The organism is Actinoplanes sp. NBC_00393 (assembly GCF_036053395.1).
In the GTDB taxonomy this organism is placed as follows: Bacteria; Actinomycetota; Actinomycetes; order Mycobacteriales; family Micromonosporaceae; genus Actinoplanes.
On record NZ_CP107942.1, the window covers coordinates 11,110,697 to 11,129,420 of the forward strand.

Annotated in this window: 14 protein-coding genes; 7 read left to right on the plus strand and 7 right to left on the minus strand. The window is 71.9% G+C overall.

Annotated features, from left to right (window positions below; genetic code table 11):
* Nucleotides 1-58: 58 nt before the first annotated feature.
* The 4 genes from OHA21_RS51340 to OHA21_RS51355 form a co-directional block, all read right to left on the minus strand.
* On the minus strand, nucleotides 59-1,429 hold the full coding sequence (locus tag OHA21_RS51340; protein ID WP_328468278.1) for a LuxR C-terminal-related transcriptional regulator: 1,371 nt from the start codon (nucleotides 1,427-1,429) through the stop codon (nucleotides 59-61).
* A 9-nt stretch (nucleotides 1,430-1,438) separates the two neighbouring features.
* On the minus strand, nucleotides 1,439-2,683 hold the full coding sequence (locus OHA21_RS51345; protein WP_328468280.1) for an ATP-binding protein: 1,245 nt from the start codon (nucleotides 2,681-2,683) through the stop codon (nucleotides 1,439-1,441).
* Nucleotides 2,684-2,731: 48 nt separating this feature from the next.
* Complete coding sequence (locus OHA21_RS51350) at nucleotides 2,732-4,159, minus strand: MFS transporter (RefSeq protein ID WP_328468282.1); 1,428 nt, start codon at nucleotides 4,157-4,159, stop codon at nucleotides 2,732-2,734.
* An 81-nt stretch (nucleotides 4,160-4,240) separates the two neighbouring features.
* The gene (locus tag OHA21_RS51355) at nucleotides 4,241-4,729 is read right to left on the minus strand and encodes a MarR family winged helix-turn-helix transcriptional regulator (RefSeq protein WP_328468284.1); all 489 of its coding nucleotides are present in this window, start codon (nucleotides 4,727-4,729) and stop codon (nucleotides 4,241-4,243) included.
* Nucleotides 4,730-4,832: 103 nt separating this feature from the next.
* Between OHA21_RS51355 and OHA21_RS51360 the strand changes: the two genes are divergently transcribed.
* Nucleotides 4,833-6,053 carry a cytochrome P450 gene (locus OHA21_RS51360; RefSeq protein ID WP_328468286.1) on the plus strand — a complete coding sequence of 407 codons (1,221 nt, stop codon included), beginning with the start codon at nucleotides 4,833-4,835 and terminating at the stop codon, nucleotides 6,051-6,053.
* Between the two features lie 59 nt (nucleotides 6,054-6,112).
* Nucleotides 6,113-7,051, plus strand: a complete 939-nt coding sequence (locus OHA21_RS51365) for a lipoprotein (protein ID WP_328468288.1) — start codon at nucleotides 6,113-6,115, stop codon at nucleotides 7,049-7,051.
* 108 nt (nucleotides 7,052-7,159) lie between these two features.
* On the opposite strand, the gene OHA21_RS51370 is transcribed toward OHA21_RS51365, so the two are convergent.
* Nucleotides 7,160-7,780, minus strand: coding sequence for a sensor domain-containing protein (locus OHA21_RS51370; RefSeq protein WP_328468290.1), 621 nt, complete (start codon nucleotides 7,778-7,780; stop codon nucleotides 7,160-7,162).
* A 95-nt stretch (nucleotides 7,781-7,875) separates the two neighbouring features.
* Nucleotides 7,876-9,633 carry an aa3-type cytochrome oxidase subunit I gene (gene ctaD / locus OHA21_RS51375; protein ID WP_328468292.1) on the minus strand — a complete coding sequence of 586 codons (1,758 nt, stop codon included), beginning with the start codon at nucleotides 9,631-9,633 and terminating at the stop codon, nucleotides 7,876-7,878.
* A gap of 125 nt (nucleotides 9,634-9,758) precedes the next feature.
* Here ctaD and OHA21_RS51380 point away from each other — a divergent pair, with 125 nt between their 5' ends.
* From OHA21_RS51380 to OHA21_RS51400, 5 genes are all read left to right on the plus strand, one after another.
* The gene (locus OHA21_RS51380) at nucleotides 9,759-10,046 is read left to right on the plus strand and encodes a DUF3040 domain-containing protein (protein ID WP_328468294.1); all 288 of its coding nucleotides are present in this window, start codon (nucleotides 9,759-9,761) and stop codon (nucleotides 10,044-10,046) included.
* 750 nt (nucleotides 10,047-10,796) lie between these two features.
* The gene (locus OHA21_RS51385; protein ID WP_328468296.1) at nucleotides 10,797-13,469 is read left to right on the plus strand and encodes a helix-turn-helix transcriptional regulator; all 2,673 of its coding nucleotides are present in this window, start codon (nucleotides 10,797-10,799) and stop codon (nucleotides 13,467-13,469) included.
* A gap of 155 nt (nucleotides 13,470-13,624) precedes the next feature.
* Nucleotides 13,625-14,770 (plus strand): hypothetical protein, encoded by a 1,146-nt coding sequence (locus OHA21_RS51390; RefSeq protein ID WP_328468298.1) that lies wholly within the window; start codon nucleotides 13,625-13,627, stop codon nucleotides 14,768-14,770.
* A gap of 76 nt (nucleotides 14,771-14,846) precedes the next feature.
* Entirely contained in the window at nucleotides 14,847-16,655 is a 1,809-nt protein-coding gene (locus OHA21_RS51395; protein ID WP_328468300.1) for a dynamin family protein, read from the plus strand.
* Entirely contained in the window at nucleotides 16,652-18,121 is a 1,470-nt protein-coding gene (locus OHA21_RS51400; RefSeq protein WP_328468302.1) for a dynamin family protein, read from the plus strand. The genes OHA21_RS51395 and OHA21_RS51400 overlap by 4 nt, the downstream gene beginning before the upstream one ends.
* 2 nt (nucleotides 18,122-18,123) lie before the next feature.
* On the opposite strand, the gene OHA21_RS51405 is transcribed toward OHA21_RS51400, so the two are convergent.
* The gene (locus tag OHA21_RS51405; RefSeq protein WP_328468304.1) at nucleotides 18,124-18,675 is read right to left on the minus strand and encodes a hypothetical protein; all 552 of its coding nucleotides are present in this window, start codon (nucleotides 18,673-18,675) and stop codon (nucleotides 18,124-18,126) included.
* Nucleotides 18,676-18,724 lie beyond the last annotated feature (49 nt).

The window sequence follows — 18,724 nt, forward strand, 5'->3', positions numbered from 1 at the left end:
CGGGCGCTGTGCGCGCACTCCACTGGACGACCCGCTACCGTGCGGTACCGGGCCCACGCTACCGCAGCGCGTCGCGCAGCGCCGCCCGCGAGGTGATGCCCAGTTTCGGGAAGATCCGGTACAGGTGGGCGCCGACGGTCCGCGGCGACAGGTTCAGCTGGGCGGCGATCTGCTGGTTGCTCAGGCCGCCCGCGGCCAGTTCCGCGATCTGCCGCTCCTGCGCGGTCAGCGACGCGAGGTCGCGGCCGTCGCCGGGCCTCCCGGAACGCAGCTCGTGCTCGGCGCGGTCGGCCCAGCGGTGCGCGCCGAGCCGCTGGAACGTGCCGAGCGCATCGGTCAGCGCCGCCCGCGCCTCGGTGATGCTGTGGTGGCGGCGCAGCCAGGCGCCTTCGGCGAGCCGGATCCGGGCGCGTTCGAACGGGAAGGCGGTCCCGGCCGGATGCTCCGCCGCGGCCTGGAACGCGGCCTCCGAGGGTGCGGTCATGGCCAGCGCGCCGGCGGTGAGCAGGGCCAGGCGCGGGGAGACCTCGGCGAGCCGCGCCCGCTCCGCAGCTTCTGCATGGGTACGCGCCAAGTCGTCCCGACCGGTGTGCAGCGCGGCTTCCACCAGGTCGAGCAGGGTGCGCGGGGCGTGCTGCGCGTACGGTGGGAACGTCCCCGGCGTGGTGACGCCCACCGCGTACGCCCAGGCGGTTTCGTAGTCCCCGCTGCTCAGCGCGGCCAGCAGGCCGACCTCCTCGGCGAACCGCAGCAGGAAGCCGACCCGGCGCGGCCGGGCCCAGGCGTCGACAGCCGTCTGCAGCTCGGCCGCACGATCGGTTTCGCCCCGTCCGGCGGCGACCACCGCGAGGAAGACGCGGAACTGGTGACCGAACAGCTCGTACCCGTGCTCGGTGGTGAGGGCGAGCCCCTGCTCGCCGGCGCGGACCGCCTCGTCCCAGCGCCCGGCGGCGATGTGGTCGAGCATCACCAGCTGCAGCATGGTCATCAGCGAGGTCGCGGCGCCGATGCCGCGTTCCCGCTCGACCATGCGCTCCAGGTAGGGCCGGAGATCGGCGAGCGTGTCCACGTGGAACGCGGCGACGCCGAGGCGCATCAGATCCCACGGCTGGGTCGTGCCGGTGGCAGCCACCGCTTGGCGCAGCCGTCCGCCCAGGCCGGCGCCGCGCCGGACCACGTCGCTCCCGGCATCACGGCACAGCAGCACCTCGGCGGGCAGCCGGTCGCGGACCCGGTCGACCAGCTCGTCGGTGATCGCCCAGGTGCCCGGATCAGCAGCGAACTGGCTGATCGCGAGCAACAGGTTCACCAGCCGGGCCAGTATCGCGTCGTCGACCGTGTCGTGCCGGGCCCGGATCGCGTCGGCGACCGTGCCGTGCACCGACACGTCCCCGTGCCGGTAGAGCGCCACGTACGCGGCGGTCAGCACCGCGTCCGGCTAGGCGGCGGCCACCAGCGTCTCGGCCCGCTCGAGCAGTCCCGCCTGCCCGGCAACGAAGGCGGCGTCGGCCAGCAACCGGGCCCGGTCGCGGGGCCGCGGGTTCAGCTCCGCCGCGCGCGTCAGCCACTGCACCGCGGTCGCGGCGCCGCCGCGCCGAACCGTCAAGCCGGCCCCCTGCTCCAGCGCCGCGGCGACCTCGGGGTCCGGGTCGACGGTCGCCGCGGCCAGGTGCATCGCCCGCCGCTCGGGGTCGGCCGCGTGCAGCCGGGCCAGGTCGGCGTGCGCGGCCCGGCGGTCGTTCAGCGAGGCCACCTCGACGACCGCCGAGGCGACCAGCGGATGGCGGAACTGCAGCAGTACCGGCTCGACCAGCCCGGTCTCCCGGGCCGTCGTGATCCGGCGGGGGACGTAGTGCGTGCCGAACGAGCGCCGGCCGGCGCCGTCCAGGGCCATCCGCAGCAGGTCGGCGCGTTCCGGCCCGGGCAGCGCACGGATCCGGTCGGTGAAGATCTGTTCCAGCGGGCGGGGATCCTGGCCGTCCCGCCCGGTCAGGCTGGGCGGGAGTTCGACCAGGGCCAGCGGGTTGCCGCTCGCGTGTTCCAGGGTGAGCCGCCGCAGGTCCGGGGCGAGGCCCGGGAACCGGCTGTCGAGCAGGTCGGCAGCGGCGGCGGGGGAGAGCGGGGTGACGGCCAGTTCGTCCAGGCCGGCGTCGTCGAAGCCGGACCGCTCGGTGTCCCGGACCGCCACCACGAGCCGGAGCGGGAGGTCGCCGATGCGGCGCGCGACGAAGGCTGACACCTGCGCGCTCGGCGAGTCGAGCCACTGGCCGTCGTCGAGGACCAGCAGCAGCGGCCGTTTCGCGGCGACCAGGGCGAGCAGGTCGAGGACGGCGACGCCGAGCGCCATCACCGACGGCGGCTGGTGCGGGGCGCCGCCGAGGACGGCGTCGAGAATGCCGCGGTGTGCGGGGTCCATCCCGGCGGTCAGGGCGAGCAGGGGGTGCAGGAGTTGGTGCAGTCCGGCGTACGCGATGGTGCTCTCGGCCGGCACACCGGTCGCCCGCAGCGTGCGGAATCCGGCTGCCCCGGCCTCGGTGACCAGCATGTCGAGCAGGGCGCTCTTGCCGGCGCCGGCGGCGCCGCGGAGCAGGAGGGCGCGGGCGGAGTCCTCGTCGAGCAGTCCGGTCAGGACGATCTGTTCGTCGTCGCGCCCGACCAGTGGAAGACTCTGCCCGCTCGCCATGTCGTCTCCTGTCCGCGTCGATCCGGATGGTATCGACCCGGATCTTGATCAGGCGGCAGTGGCGGCCTCGCGGTCCGCGGCCGGGGTCGTGGCCGGCCGGCGCAGGACCAGCACACCGACCAGGAAGGCCGCCGCCAGCAGCCCGGCCGAGACGGTGAACGCCAGCCGGTAGCCGCCGGTCAGCGCGCTCGCCTGGTCCTGGCCGGCGGCGAGCAGATGCTCGGTGCGCCCGGCTGCCAGGGTGGCGAGCACCGCGACGCCGATCGCCATGCCGACCTGCTGGGTGGTGTTGAACAGCCCGGACGCCAGCCCGGCGTCGCTCTCCCGCGCGCCGGACATGCCCAGGTTGGCCAGCGCCGGCAGCACCAGGCCGCCACCGGAGATCAGCAGCATCACCGGGAGCAGGTCGGTGACGTAGCCGGCCCGCACCGGGATCCGGCTGAGCAGGCCCATCGCCGCGATCAGCAGGAGCAGGCCGGCCAGCAGCACGGTACGGGCGCCGAAGCGGGCGGTGAGCCGGGCCGAGACGAACAGCGAGATCACGCCGATGCTGACCGCGGCCGGGAGCATCGCCAGGCCGGTCTCCAGGGCGCCGTAGCCGAGCACCTTCTGCATGTGGAGCGCGACCAGGACCTGGAAGGCGAACATCCCGGACAGCGCCAGCATCTGGGCCAGGTTGGCGCCGGCCACATTGCGCGAGCGCAGGATCCGCAACGGCATGAGCGGGGTCGCGGCGGTGGCCTGGCGGATCACGAACGCGGTGAGCAGGGCGACGGACACGGCGCCGAGGCCGAGGGTGTGTGCGGCGAGCCAGCCGTACTGCTCGACCTTGACGACGGTGTAGATGCCCAGCATCAGGCCGGCGGTGACCAGCACCGCGCCGAGTACGTCGGCCCCGGCGGACCGGCCCGTGCCGCGGTCGCGGGGCAGCGCCACCAGGGCCAGGGCGACGGTGGCGACCCCGATCGGCACGTTGATGAAGAAGATCCAGGGCCAGCTCAAGGCATCGGTGAGGACACCGCCGAGGACCTGGCCGAGGGAGGCGCCGACGGCCCCGGTGAAGCTGAAGATCGCGATGGCCTTGGCGCGTTCGGCCGGGTCGGTGAAGAGGGTGACGAGGATGCCCAGGACCACGGCCGCGGCCAGCGCGCTACCGACGCCCTGCAGGAACCGGGCGGCGATCAGCAGGCCCGGGCCGGTGGCGAAGCCGGCCAGCACCGACGCGAGCGTGAAGATCACGTTGCCGGCGAGGAACATGGCGCGCCGGCCGAGCAGGTCGCCGAGCCGGCCGGCCAGCAGCAGAAGACCGCCGAACGGGATCAGGTACGCGTTGACCATCCAGCTGAGCCCGGCCGGGGTGAAGCCGACGTCCTGCTGAATCGCGGGCATGGCGACGGTGACGATGCTGCCGTCGAGGATGGTCATCAGGCCGGCGGCCGAGAGTACGCCGAGCGCGGTCCAGCGTGAGTTCGACATGAGTGTTCCTCCCCAGGAACGAGATCGCTCTTGAGGAGAGACGCTAACAGATAGTCCCGTAGTAGACTATATTTTTCGGACCTACTTTGTGCGCTCCCGTGGGCGGCGGGCCGGCTGGGCGCTCTCCGCTGGGGTGGCCAGGTGCCCGGTGGCCAGGCGGTTCAGTGCCCGGACCAGCACCTCGCGCTCGTCCTCGGGCAGCGAGCCCAGCGCGTCGCGGTGCACGCCGTCGACGATCTCCTGGCTGCGCTCGGCGATCCGGGTGCCGGTCTCGGTGACGGCGATGATCCGGGCCCGCCGGTCGGTGCTCGACGGGCGGCGTACCGCGTACCCCGCCTTCTCCAGGGCATCGACCGTGACCACCATGGTGGTCTTGTCCATGTCGCCCAGCTCGGCCAGCTGGATCTGGGTCCGCTCCTCCTCCAGGGCGTGCACCAGCACGCAGTGCATGCGCGGGGTCAGGCCGATCTCGGCGAGCGCCGCGGTCATCCTGGTGCGGAGCACGTGGCTGGTGTGATCCAGCAGGAAGGACAGGTCGGTCTCGGTGCGGGTCGGTGCCATCGCGGTCATGTGACCAGCGTAGTTCCGCTACGGATAATCTGCGACCAACCGTCTCGTCGTCGGCGGCGGCTAAGGTGCCATGCAGTGATGCTCGTCGATGATCGAGGTAGCGATGACTACTCCCGTCGCGTTGCAGCGGCTCATCCCGTCGGACATGGTCGAGCGGGGCGCCCGCCCCTTCGACCCGCCGGCCGGACTGCGTGACCTGCGCGGCCGGGGCGCCGTCCAGCCGCTGACCCTGGCCAACGGCGCGTCCGCCTGGCTGGTCACCGGCCTCGAGGAGGCCCGCGCGGTGCTCGGCGACCTCCGGTTCAGCTCCGACCGGGTCCGCCATCCCGACGCCACCCAGCCGGCCGCCCCCGCGCCACCGGCGGGCGAACGAACCGACGGCACCTTCGTGTTCATGGACCCGCCCGAGCACACCCGGCTGCGCAAACTGCTGACCGGCCAGTTCACCGTACGGCGGATGCGGGCCCTGGAGTCGCACATCAGCGACATCGCGGTCCGGCACATCGAGGCGATGACGGCAGCCGGCACCGAGGCCGACCTGGTCCCGGCGTACGCGCAGCCGATCCCCTCCCTGGTGATCTGCGAACTGCTCGGGGTGGACTACGCCGACCGCGCCGAGTTCCAGCAGCGCACCGCCGTGGCGCTCAACTCCTCCACCCCGCCCGACGAGCGGAGACGCGCCGCCGGCGAGCTGTACCGGTTCATCCGCGAGCTGGTCGCCGTGAAACTGGCCGACCCGGGCGACGACATCCTGTCCGGGCTCATCCACGACGCCGACCCGCCGCTCACCGACACCCAGCTCACCGACATGGCCGTCGTCCTGCTCGGCGCCGGGCACGAGACGACCGCCAACATGCTCGGCCTGAGCACGTTCGCGCTGCTCCAGCACCCGGAACAGCTCGCCGCGCTGCGCGCCGACCCGGGCCTGCTGGACAACGCGATCGAGGAGCTGCTGCGCTTCCTGTCGATCATCCAGATGGGCGTCAGCCGGGTCGCGACCGAGCAGCTCACGGTCGGTGGCGTGGACATCCCGGCGGGTGCCACGGTCATCATCGCCACCCCGGAGACGAACCGCGATCCGCGCCACTGGGATGACCCCGATCGCCTCGACGTGCACCGGCCGCGCACCTCGCACCTGGCCTTCGGGCACGGCATCCACCAGTGCCTCGGGCAGCAGCTGGCCCGGGTGGAGATGAAGGCCGGCCTCGGCGAGCTGTTCACCCGGCTGCCGAAGCTCCGCCTCGCCGTGCCGGCTGAGCAGGTGCCGCTGCGCAACGAGATGCTGATCTTCGGCGTGCACTCGCTGCCGGTGACCTGGGCGTGACGTATCTAGATGTGTACAGTCCTCGCCTTGTGACTCGATTTTCGTACCGTGCAGTGCCCGTGCTCGCGGCCTTGACCCTGTTCGCCGGCGCCTGCAACTCCGGCGGCGGTGACGCGGGCGCGGCGCCGGCCTCCGCGGCTGCGGACAACACCGCCGAGATCTGCAAGTCCGGTGGCGAGGCCGCCCGGACCGCCGTCATCGACCTGTTCAGCAAGATCGCCGGCCTGACGGAGATCAAGGAGCCGGCCCGCTCGGCCGAGTTCCAGACGATCTACCAGAGCACGTTCGGCACGTTGCGCGACGACCTGTCCACCGAGGCCGGCAAGGCGACGAACAAGGAGTTCGCCGCGGTGCTCGAGGGCATCGCGGCCGAGGCCGGCAAGCTCGCCACAGAGCCGAACCCTGAAGAGGCCGGCACCGACGAGTTCCAGGCGGCCCTCGAGAAGCTGGAGCCCTACTGCCCGAGCGGCTCGCCGTCGGAGTCCGGCGCACCCGCGGCGCCCGCGGCGGCCGGCGGGGCGGTCGGGGCCAAGGGCAGCGCCTGCCCGCTGCCGGTGACTTTCACGTTGCCCGCCGAGTGGGAAGCCAAGACCGTGGAGGTCGAGGACGACAACCCGCTGGCCTCGCTGGTGCGGAAGGGGCCGCTGAAGCTGGGTTGCGAGATCAAGGCGCAGCCGGTCGGCGTCATCGGGTTCCTGCGGGTGTGGGTCGCGCCGAAGTCGGCCGGCAACGCCAAGGCCATGCTCAAGGCGTACCTGAAGGGGGAGAAGTTCCGGAAGGCCACCTACCAGCCGGTCAAGATCGGTGACCGGAAGGGCGTGGAGGCTCGCTTCGAGCTGTACTCCCAGCTGGAGGAGGCCTACGAGGCCCGGAAGGCCTTTGCAGTGGCGGCGCCCGGTGGGGTCGTGGTGGTGGAGCTGAGCGGACTGGAGGCTGACGATCCGGCCATGCAGGCCGGCTATGACCTGGTCATGGGCTCGGTGAAGGCCACTGCCTGACGGGCCCTTGTTTCGTCTGGCCTCGGCCGGCGTTGTTCGGGTCGGCGTTGTTGGGGCCGGTGTTGTTGGGGCTGGCGTTGTTCGGGCCGGCGTTGTTCGGGCCGGCCTCTATTCGGGCCGGCTGAGCAGGATCTGTGCGAAGCGGGCCTCGAGCAGGGCCGCGCCGCGGACGACCGCGGGCAGCGTGATCGCGAGCACGGCCGCCAGGCCCAGGTAGAAGCCGACCGAGGTCAGGTAGGTGTCGGCGAAGCCGAGCAGCTCGGGCAGGTCCTGGTAGTCCGGGCCGCTCGGCAGCGTCCAGCCCCACAGCGACCAGGTGAGCGAGCCGAGCAGGCCGGCCCACCAGGCGAGCACGAACGAGAAGGCGATCGTGCTCGGAATGAAGCGGACAGCGGCGTGGGCCAGGTCCCGCCAGGACTGCGGGTCGAGCAGCACCGCGAGCTTGGAGCCGGACGTGCGGTAGGTGGGCTGCGGCACCGGGCGGCCGAGAACAGCCGCGATGCGGCTGCGTTCGGTGATGGCGAGGCCGCGGGAGAGCATCATCGCGGCAACCATGAGGGGTACGCCGATCCAGATCACCGCCAGCCCGAGGCCGGTGGCGAAGGCGGTGACGCAGACGACCACCGCGAGCAGGCCCAGCGGGAATCCGGTCAGAACGTAGCGGGTGTCGGCGGCGAGCCGGGGCAGCAGGCGGGCGGCCGGGGCGGGCGCGAGATAGGTCGTCGTCATGCCCTTGACGCTATGGACCGGCGGCGCGTCAGCCGATCCGGTGAGCTGCCCGATCGGGGGTAGGGCTGTCCCTACCCCCGATCGGTTCTGCCAGGTCAGCGGTCGCGGTCGGTGCTGATGTCCTCGGCGTAGGTGGCGCCGCCGTCCGACTCCTTGCTCAGCGGGCGGGCGCCGCCCTCCGGCGGGCCGGCCAGGGACTGCTCGCCCGCGGCCAGGTGCGGGAACTTCTCGTCGAATGCGGGCCGTTCGGAGCGGATCCGCGGCATCCGGTCGAAGTTGCGCAGCGGCGGTGGGCTGGTGGTCGCCCACTCCAGCGAGTTGCCGTGGCCCCACGGGTCGTTGAGCGTGGTGACCGGGCCCGCCTTGTACGACTTCCACACGTTGTACAGGAACGGCAGCGTGGCGATACCGAGGATGAACGAGCCGATCGTGGAGAACGTGTTCAGGAACGTGAAGCCGTCACTCTCCAGGTAGTCGGCGTACCGCCGGGGCATGCCCTTGGTGCCCAGCCAGTGCTGCACCAGGAACGTCCCGTGGAAACCGATCATGGTGAGCCAGAAGTGAATCTTGGCGAGCCGCTCGTCCAGCATCCGGCCGAACATCTTCGGGAACCAGAAGTAGATCCCGGAGAACACCGCGAACACGATCGTGCCGAACAGCACGTAGTGGAAGTGCGCGATCACGAAGTACGAGTCGGAGACGTGGAAGTCGATCGGCGGGGAGGCCAGCAGCACCCCGGAGAGACCGCCGAAGAGGAACGTCACCATGAAGCCGACCGCCCACAGCATCGGCGAGTCGAAACTGATCTGGCCGCGCCACATGGTGCCGATCCAGACGAAGAACTTCATGCCGGTCGGGACGGCGATCAGGAAGCTCAGGAAGCTGAAGAACGGCAGCAGCACCTGGCCGGTGGCGAACATGTGGTGCGCCCACACGCTCATCGACAGGGCGGCGATCAGCAGGGTCGCGGCGACCAGGCCCTTGTAGCCGAAGACCGGCTTGCGGCTGAACACCGGCACCACCTCGGTGATGATGCCGAAGAATGGGAGCGCGATGACGTACACCTCGGGGTGCCCGAAGAACCAGAAGAGGTGCTGCCAGAGCATCGGCCCGCCGGTCTCCACGTCGAAGACGTGCGCCCCGAGCACCCGGTCCGCGGCCAGGGCGAACAGCGCCGCCGCCAAGAACGGGAAGATCAGGATCACCAGGAGGCTGGTGACCAGCATGTTCCAGGTGAGGATCGGCATCCGGAACATGGTCATGCCCGGGGCTCGCAGGGTCAGGATCGTGGTGATCAGGTTGACCGCGCCGAGGATCGAGCCGAGACCACCGATCGCCAGGCCCACCACCCAGGCGTTGCCGCCGATGCCCGGCGAGTGCAGCGAGTCGCTCAGCGGCGTGTACGCGAACCAGCCGAAGTCCGCCGCCCCGCCCGGCGTGATGAAGCCGCTCATCGCGGTCAGCGTGCCGAACAGGTACAGCCAGTAGGCGAACGCGTTCAGCCGCGGAAACGCCACGTCCGGCGCGCCGATCTGGATCGGCACGACATAGTTGGCGAAGGCGAACACGATCGGCGTCGCGAAGAACAGCAGCATGGCCGTGCCGTGCATGGTGAACAGCTGGTTGAACTGCTCCGGCGAGAGCATCTGCATGCCCGGCTTGGCCAGCTCGGCGCGCATCAGCAGAGCCATGATCCCGCCGACCATGTAGAAGATGATCGAGGTGATCATGTACATGATCCCGATCTGCTTCGCATCCGTCGTGCGCAGGATCCGCGCCAGAGCCGATCCCTTCACCTGCCGGCGAACCGGATAGGGCCGGGTGGGCACCGGCCTGGGTGCGACGGTGGTCATGGAAGCTCCTCAACTGCGCATGCGGAAACAGAAGGCCTAGATCCGTTATAGGCTTCTAGCGTTTCAATACGCCCTAAATCCTCAGATCAGCCGCATTTGGGATTACGCCGGGGTATGACAGGGGCATGCTCAACGAGAGCGAAGCGCGAGCCATCGACGAGATCGAGCAGCGTCTGCGGGCAACCGACCCAGCCTTCGCCCAGCGAATGGCCACCGGCCCGGCACCCCGCCCGTTCCCGGCCGTGCCCGTGCTGTGCGTGACGGTGTTCCTCTCCCTGCCCTTCATCGCGCTGCTGTGCGGCCCCCGGGCAGCATTGGCAACCGCCGATGTAGCCGCAGTCACCGTCGTCATCATCCTGGCCCGCCGCCACCACCGCACCACCCGCCGCCCCAACCTCCCCAGCGACGCCTGACCCCGCCCGGCCAGCCGCCACCACCGCACCACCCTGCGGCCCAACCTCCCCTAGCGACTGACCTCCGCAGCCGAGTCAGCTCGCCACCGCGCCACTCGCCGGCCTCGACCTTGCCAGCGCCGCCTGGCCTCCGCCCGGTCCAGCTCGCCACCGTGCCGCCCGCTGGCCCAACCCTCCTCAGTGACGCCTGGCCTCCGCCCGATCCAGCTCGCGACCGCGCCACTCGCCGGCCCGACCTTGCCAGCGCCGCTCTGCCTCCGCCCCGGCCAGCCCTCCCACCCGGATGTCACCTGTCCGGGTGGCGGCTGGCGTCAGCGCGGGCCGCCGCTCAGGCGTGTTTCGGTCGCCGGTTTCGTGCGTGGGTGGCGGCTGGTTGGTGCGAGCCGCCGCTCAGGCGTGTTTCGCGGCCTGGGTTACGGGTGTGGGTGGCGGCTGGTTGGTGCGAGCCGCCGCTCAGGCGTGTTTCGCGGCCTGGGTTACGGGTGTGGGTGGCGGCTGGTTCGTGCGAGCCGCCGCTCAGGCATGCTTCGCGGCCTGGGTTACGGGTGTGGGTGGCGGCTGGTTCGTGCGAGCCGCCGCTCAGGCATGCTTCGCGGCCCGGGTTACCGGTGCGGGCGGCGGCTGGGTCGAGCGAGCCGCCATCCAGGCATGTATGGAAGCGCTCTTCAGCCGCCGGCGGGCTGTTGTCCGAAAAATCCCGCAGTCGGCTCAGGGGCACCTTGAAGGCCTAGCGCGTAGAGTGTCGCCGATATGGGGGCACCGCTGGGCGTGACCGCTGTGGTGGGCGTGGACGGCTCCGGGCGTACGCATCGGCTACGCCTGCTTGCTGCCGAAGCTACCGTGCCGGTGTGGTGGGCCGTGGGGCCGCCCGCCGAGATGGCCGCCGGCCTGGCTGCCGCACGGTCCGCGAATCACCTGGTCGTCGTTGATGACGCGCATCGCCTCGACCCGGCGGCGCTCCGGGACCTGGCGGCGGCCGCCCGCGCCGGCGTGCCGATGGTGATCTCCCGGCGGCCCACGATCGATCGTCCCGAACTGGCCGAACTCGACGAGGCCATCGCCGCAGTCAGTGCCACCGCCCCCAGCAGCGCCACCTCCCTTGGCGCCACCTCCGGCAGTGCTGTCGCCGCCGGCAGTGCTGTTGCCGCTGGCGGAGTGACTGCGGCTGGCAGGGCTGCTGCCGCTGGCGGCGTGACTTCCGGCGGTGGTGTTGAGCTGCTTGGTGCGCTTGACCGGGACGGCGTGGCACGGCTGGTGGCCACGGTGACCGGGCGGCCGGTGTCGCCCGAGGTCGCCGCGGCCGTCTTCGAAGCTTCGGCCGGGCTGCCCGCGGTGGCCGCCGCCGTGGCGACCGCACCGCCTGGCATGCCGCCGCCTGCGCTGCTCGCCCGGGTGCAGCGGCGTTTCGCCGTGCTCGACCAGGGTGCCGTCACCGTTGCCCGGGTGCTTGCGCTGCGGCTCGACCTCGCCGACCACGTGCTTGCCGAGGCGGCCGGCCTCGATCTGGCCGGCCTGGCCACGGTGCTGCGGACCCTGCGGGACGAGGGACTGCTCGTGCCGGACGGCGAAGGCATGATCCCGGCGGTGGCCGCGGCCGTGCTCGGTGAGCTGCCCGCGGCCGAACGCCGGCGGATCCACGACGCGGTCGCCGGTGCGCTGATGGCGGCGGGCACCGATCCGGTGGCTGCGGCCCGTCAGCTGCGGGCGGCCAGGGCGAGCACGCCGGTCGCGGCCGCGGTCTACCGGGACGCGGGGGAGCGGCTGCGCTTCACGGATCCGGCGGCGGCGATCGGCTGGTTCGACGACGCCGCTGACGCCGGCGTAGATCCGGCGACCCTGGCGGCAGGCCGGGCCGAGGCCGGCGCGCTGTTGGGCCTGCCGGTCGAGGTCGACCCGTTCACCCTCGCCACCAGCGGAAACTTGGCTGCCGGGCCACGACCGAGCGAGCCGGCCGCGGGGCCGCGACCGGGTGAGTCGGTTGCCGGGCTGGGGCCGGGCGGATCGGCTGCTGGGCTGAGTGGGTCGGCTGCGGCGGTGAGGCTGGGTGGGTCGGCGGCCGGAGCGAGGCTGGGTGGGTCAGCGGGCGGGGTGAGACCGGGTGAGTGGGCTGCGGGGCTCACGGATGCGGGCCGGATTGCGCTGGTTGCGGGGGCCGTCGCCGCGCATCAAGGGCGGACTGCGCGGGCCGCTGATCTGTTGCTTGCTGCGCCGGTGCCGGGGCCCGCGCTCGCCGTACCGTCGCTGGTCGGGACTGGGCGGATCGTGCCTGCGCAGGCCGCGGCAGACAGCCCGGCGCCGGCTGCTCTGGCGCGGCTTGCGGAAGGTGCGCTGGTGGCGGCTGAGCCCGCGGTCGCGTTGCCGCTGCTGATCGAGGCGGCTGAGGCGTTGGAACGTGGCGCGCCCACCGTCGTCCTGCCGGACACCCCGCATGCGCTTGGTGCCGTGGTGGCCGTCGCGGCCGGCGATGTGGCCTCGGCGGAGCATCTGCTCGGCCGGGCCGAGGCTACCGGCGTCGGTGGTCCGGTCGCGGGGGAGCGGCATCGGCTGCTGCTGGCGTGGGCGCGGATGCGGGCCGGGCGTTACGACACCGCGCTGCATGAGCTGCAGCGTCCGGGCGGCGCCGAGCCCGGGGGCCGGGAGCGGTTGCTGCGGGCCGCGCTGGCTGCGGGGATTGCGCGGCGGCGCGGGGACATCGCTGGGCTGCGCGACTCCTGGTCCGGCATCGAGCCGCTGCTGGCCCGGCGTACGGCCGACCTGTGGCTGATCGAAGCAGTGGAGGAACTGGCGGTGGCTGCCGCCCGCCTGCGGACCATGAGCCGGGTCGAACCGGTCCTCGCCCTGCTCGACGACATCCTCACCGGGCTGGGCCGGCCGGTCACCTGGTCGGTGTCCCTGGACTGGCTGAGGTTGCAGACCGCGATCGTGACCGAGGACGCGGCGGCCGCGGACCGCGTGGCCGGGCAGCTGGCCGCGGTGACGGCCGCCGAGCCCCGACCGCTCGCGCAGTGCACCGCGGCCACCCGATGGGCGGCGGTGCTCGCCGGGCAGGTCGACCCGGATGCCGTGCTGGCCGCCACCGATGACCTGGTCGCGGCGCAGTTGCCGTGGGAGGCGTCCCGGCTGGCCGGGCAGGCGGCGATCCGGACCGGGGATCCCACCGCGGCCCGCCGGCTGCTGGAACGGGCCCGGGAACTGTCCGAGCCGGACACCGGTTCCGGGGCCGCGGCGGCCGCCACGCTGTCCGAGCGGGAGGTGACTGTGGCCCGGCTGGTGCTGGCCGGAAGCACCCACCGGGAGATCGGCGCGCAGCTCTACATCGCACCGAAGACCGTGGAGCACCACGTGGCCCGGATTCGGGGCAAACTGGGTGCGAACACCCGCGCTGAGCTGCTGGCGATGTTGCGGGAGATGCTCGACGGCTGATACCCCGAGTTGGATATGCGACATGAGGCTGTGAACCCCCTAGTGGACCCCCTATACCACGGGGAACACCCCGATGCCCGGAACGGGCGCTGGGCCGCACGCTGGGTTCCGTGACCGGGTGAAGAAACCGGGCGCATACCAAGCGAGGAGAGGTCATGACCGTCGACGCCACCGAGGCTCTGAAGGAATTCGTCACCAACCTGCTGTCCGACCGGGAGTTCGCCGCGAAGTACGCCGAGGACCCCCAGGGCACCCTGACCGCCGAGGGTGTCACCGATGTCGACCTGTCCACGGTCGACGTTCCGGCGGTAGTCACCGAGGCCAGCTTCGAGCCGGAGGTCTCCGAGTCGGCGCGGACCGCGCTGCAGAGCTTCAGCGGCGGCGGGGGCGGCTCGTCCGGTGGGGGCAGCGTCTCGCCGCCACCCCCGGCGCCGGCCGGCACGCAGTCGGTTGAGCACGTCGTGCAGCACCTGAACTACGTCACCTACGCCACGTACGAGGGTGACGACTACATCACGCAGAACCTCGAGTTCAGCGTCACCAGTGTCACCGACAACAGCCTCGACGTGGATGTGGACGGCAACGTCTTCGGCGACATCGACGCCACCAACGTCAACGCCTCCGGCGACAACTCGATCGCCGCCGGCGACGACGTGAACGCGGCGACCGGTGACGGCGCGGTGGCGAACTCCGGCGACGGCGACGTGAACGCCGCGACCGGGGACGGCTCGACGGTCGTCGACGGCGACATCACCTCGCTCAGCGGGGACGGCGCGCAGCTCATCGACGGGGACAACTTCGGGCAGGCGAACACCGGTGACGGCGCCGTGCTGGCCGACGGCGACATCGAGGCCGGCGTGAACACCGGTGTCAACACCGGCATCGTGGCCGACGACTTCGACGACGCGGTGGTCGGCGACGGCAACCAGACCGCGCAGGTCGACGGCGACGTCGACGAGTCGGTGTTCAACTTCGGCGACGGCTCGGTGAACAACCTGCCGGACGCCGAGATCGAGGACAGCGCGGTCACCTTCGGCGAGGGGGACGCCTCCAATGCCTCGAACAACGTGGCCGACGACGGCTCGGCGATCTCGGCCGACGGCGACGCCAGCGGCAACTTCGAGGACAACGACACCACCGTCACGACCGTCAACGACAACGACACCAACATCAGCGACAACGACACCACCGTCAACGACAACGACACCTCGGTCACCGACATCGACACCACGACCACGACCGTCAACTCGGACGACGACACCATCGAAAGCGGTGACGACACCACCGTCGTCGGCGCCTGACCCCGATCTCGACAGCGGGCCGGACGGGCCACCGGCCCGACCGCCCGCTGACGTGTCGAACTAGAAGGGAGGAGCCGTGACCGAGAACCCCGCTGCCAAGGCGGTCGCCGTGGTGGAACTGGGCCTGCGCGCCTGCCAGGCCTACGACCGGCCGGACGCGGCCGCCCGTCTGGTCGCCGCCCGCGACGCGCTCGCCGACCCGGTGTTGCACGTGGTCGTGGCCGGCGAGTTCAAACAGGGCAAGAGTTCCCTGGTCAACGCGCTGGTCGGCGCGGCCGTCTGCACGGTCGACGACGACCTGGCCACCGCCGTGCCGACCTATGTGCGGCACGGCGAGAAGACCGAGGCCAGCCTGCTCTACGAAACGCCCGCACCGGAGCCCGAGCCGCCGCGCCGGGAGACGATCCCGCTGAGCGACGTACGCCGTTACGTCGTCGAAGGCGGCGATCCCGGCCGGCCCGGCACCCGGGTGACCGGTGTGGAGGTACGGATTCCCCGCAAGATCCTGGCCGGCGGCCTGGTCCTGGTGGACACCCCCGGCGTCGGCGGGCTTGGCTCGCCGCACGCCGCCGCCAGCCTGGCCGCCGTCTCGATGGCCGACGCGGTCATCTTCGTCACCGGCGCCGCGCAGGAGCTCACCCGCAGCGAGGTCGACTTCCTGCAGCGGGCCCGCTCGCTGTGCCAGACGGTGGTCTGCGTACAGACCAAGACCGACTTCTACCCGGCCTGGCGCAAGATCCGCGACCTGAACGAGAAACACCTGGCAGCGCACTGCCCGGTCCCGCTGATGCCGGTCTCCTCGGCCCTGCGCCTGCGCGCGGTGAAGGCGAACGACACCGCCCTGAACGCCGAGGCCGGCTTCACCCACCTGGTCAAGTTCCTCAACGACCAGATCGGCGCCTCCGCGGCCGACCGGCTCGCCGCCGACGCGGCGTCCGAGGTGATCGCTCTCTGCGACCAGCTCGACGCCCACTACCAGGCCGAACGCACGGCCCTGTCCGATCCCGAGGCGGCCCGCCGGGTGGTCCGTGAGCTCACCGACGTGAAGAGCCGCGTGGAGACCTTGAAGAGCGCGGCCGCCAAGTGGAACCAGACCCTCAACGACGGCGTCACCGACCTGACCTCCGACATCGACCACGATCTGCGCGCCCGGGTGCGGGTGGTGATCGCCGAGGCGGATACCGCGATCGACGAGGCCGACCCGGCCGACACCTGGCCGGAGATGGAGTCGTGGCTGCAGTCGCGGATGGCCGACGAGCTGCTGGCCAACTACGACCTGCTGCGCAAACGGGCGGACGCGCTGAGCGAACGGGTCGGCAACCACTTCCACGAGGCGTCCACCATGATCATGAGCCGGCCCTCGGTGCACAATCCGACGCCGCTCGCGACCGTCACCGACTTCCAGCACAAGATCGACCTGGAGCGGATGCGGGTCGGCAAGCAGGCGATGGTGGCGCTGAAGAACGCGTACGGCGGCGCGCTGATGTTCATCATCCTGGGCAGCCTGGTCGGCGTGTCGCTCGGCCCGATCGGCATCGGCATCGGCCTGGTGATGGGCCACCGCGGTCTGCGCGAGGAGAAGAAACGCCAGGTCCAGCGGCGTCGCACCGAGGCGCGGAACGCGATCCGCCGGTACTGCGACGAGGTCGTCTTCGTGGCTGGGAAGGACTCCCGGGACACCCTGCGCCGGGTGCAACGACAGCTGCGCGACCACTACAGCCGGCTGGCCGAGGAACTCAACCGGTCCAACGCGCAGGCCCTCGCCGGTGCCTCGGAGGCGGCGAAACTCGCCCAGTCCGACCGCGAGCAGCGGCTCAAGGACGTCGACGCCGAGCTGGCCCGGGTGACCAAGCTGCGGCAGCGGGCGCTGGCGGTGCTCGGATGAGCCTGATCGACCGTACCCGCGCTGTGCTCGGCCAGGCCGTGACCGTGTATCAGGGGACCGAGCACGCCGGTCGGCTTGCGGCCGTCCGCGAACGCCTCGACGCCCCGCTGCGGGTCGCCATCGCCGGGCGCGTGAAGGCCGGCAAGTCCACCCTGCTCAACGCCCTGGCCGGGGAGCGCCTGGCGCCGACCGACGCGGGCGAGTGCACCCGCATCGTGACCTGGTACCAGGACGGCCACACCTACCAGGTGCAGGCTACGCCGAAGCGGGGAGCGCCGCGCCAGCTGCGGTTCACCCGTGAGGACGGCGCCATCGACATCGACCTCGGCGGCCTGACGGCGGCCGAGGTCGCCCAGCTCGTGGTCACCTGGCCGGCGCAGGCGCTGCGTACGGTCACGCTGATCGACACCCCGGGCATCGGCTCGCTCACCGAGCAGAACGCCGAGCGCACCTGGGGCCTGCTGGTCCCGGACGACGAGGAGACGCCCGCCGACGCGGTCGTCTATCTGCTGCGGCACCTGCACGCCAACGACATCGAGTTCCTGCGCGCCTTCCACGACACCGAGGTGTCGCGGCCCAGCCCGGTCAACGCGATCGGCGTGCTGTCGCGGGCGGACGAGATCGGCGTGGGGCGGCTCGACTCGATGGCGTCGGCCCGCCGGATCGCGGCCCGCCTGGGCACCGATCCCAATGTGCGGCGGCTGGTCCAGTCGGTCGTACCGGTGGCGGGTCTGCTCGCGGAGACCGCGGTGACGCTGACCGAGATCGAGGTCGCGCAGCTGCGGCGGGTCGCCGACCTGCCGGTCCGGCAGGCCGAGGAGCTGCTGCTGTCGGCCGACAGATTCGCCAACGCGATGCCCGAGCTGGGCCTGACCAACCTGGAGCGCGAGGCGCTGCTGGCCCGGTTCGGGCTTTTCGGGGTACGCCTGACAAGCACATTGCTGCGCCGGGAGGTGGCCACCACCGCCACCGACCTGTCCCGCGAGCTCGCCGAGCGCAGTGGCCTCACCCAGCTCCGGGAGATCATCGGCTCGCTGTTCCTGGAGCGCCGCGACGTGCTCAAGAGCCGGTCCGCGCTGCTCGCCCTGGCCGAGACCACGAGGTCCAGCCCGCGGCCGGGCGGCGAGGCACTGGCCGCCTCGGTCGAGGAGATCATGGCCTCCGCGCACCCGTTCAACGAGTTGCGCGTGCTGAGCAGCCTGCGGGCCGGCTGGATCACCGGCAAACCGGACGTGGTGACCGATCTGGAGCATCTGATCGGCGGTTCGGGCAGCTCGGCCGGCGACCGGTTGCAGCTCCCGCCGGACGCGTCCGGCGCCGAGTTGTCGGCGGCCGCCGGGCAGGCGCTGACCCGCTGGCAGCGGCGCGCGGAGAATCCGATGACCACGTACGAGATGGCCGTCGCGGCCCGGGTGGCGGTGCGCTCCTGCGAGGGGCTGCTCGCCGGTCTGGGGCAGTCGCGATGAGCTCAGCCCAGGGTCTCGGTGTCCGGCTCGTCGTCGTCCCCGTCGCCGTCCACCCATTCCTCGTCCGCCGCGATGTCCAGCGCGATCGGGTCGGCGCCGAGCTCGAGCTCGAGGAATTCGTCGGTCTCCGTGATGTCGTCGCCGCCGGGCAGGTCCACCTCGGTGGTCTCCACCGCCGGTTCGGCGTCGGTTCCGGTGCCGAAGTCCAGGGGAGTGCCGGGGTCGGTGTCGTCGAACCCGCCGGTCACCGGCGTGAGCTCGTCGATGTCGCCGGGCTCGGCGCCGGCCGGTGCGGTGGCCAGCAACTCCAGCCAGCCCGTCTCGTCGCCGGTCCCGTCCGCCGCGCCGACCACGCTGTGCGCCGTCACGTACGGCGCCAGGTGCTCGGCCACCTCGGCGGGCGCGGTGTCCGCGTAACTGACCACCGCCTCGGCGACCAGGTCGTCCGGCAGGGCGTGGCCCTGGTCGCGCAGCAGGTCGGCCGGGTCGCCGGTGGCGTTTCCGGCGCCGGTGAGGTCGGCGAACACATCGCGGAGGGGACGGGCGGGTTCCATGTACCTACCTTATGAGCGCCGAGCCCCGGATCGTCTCGGGGAATTCCCC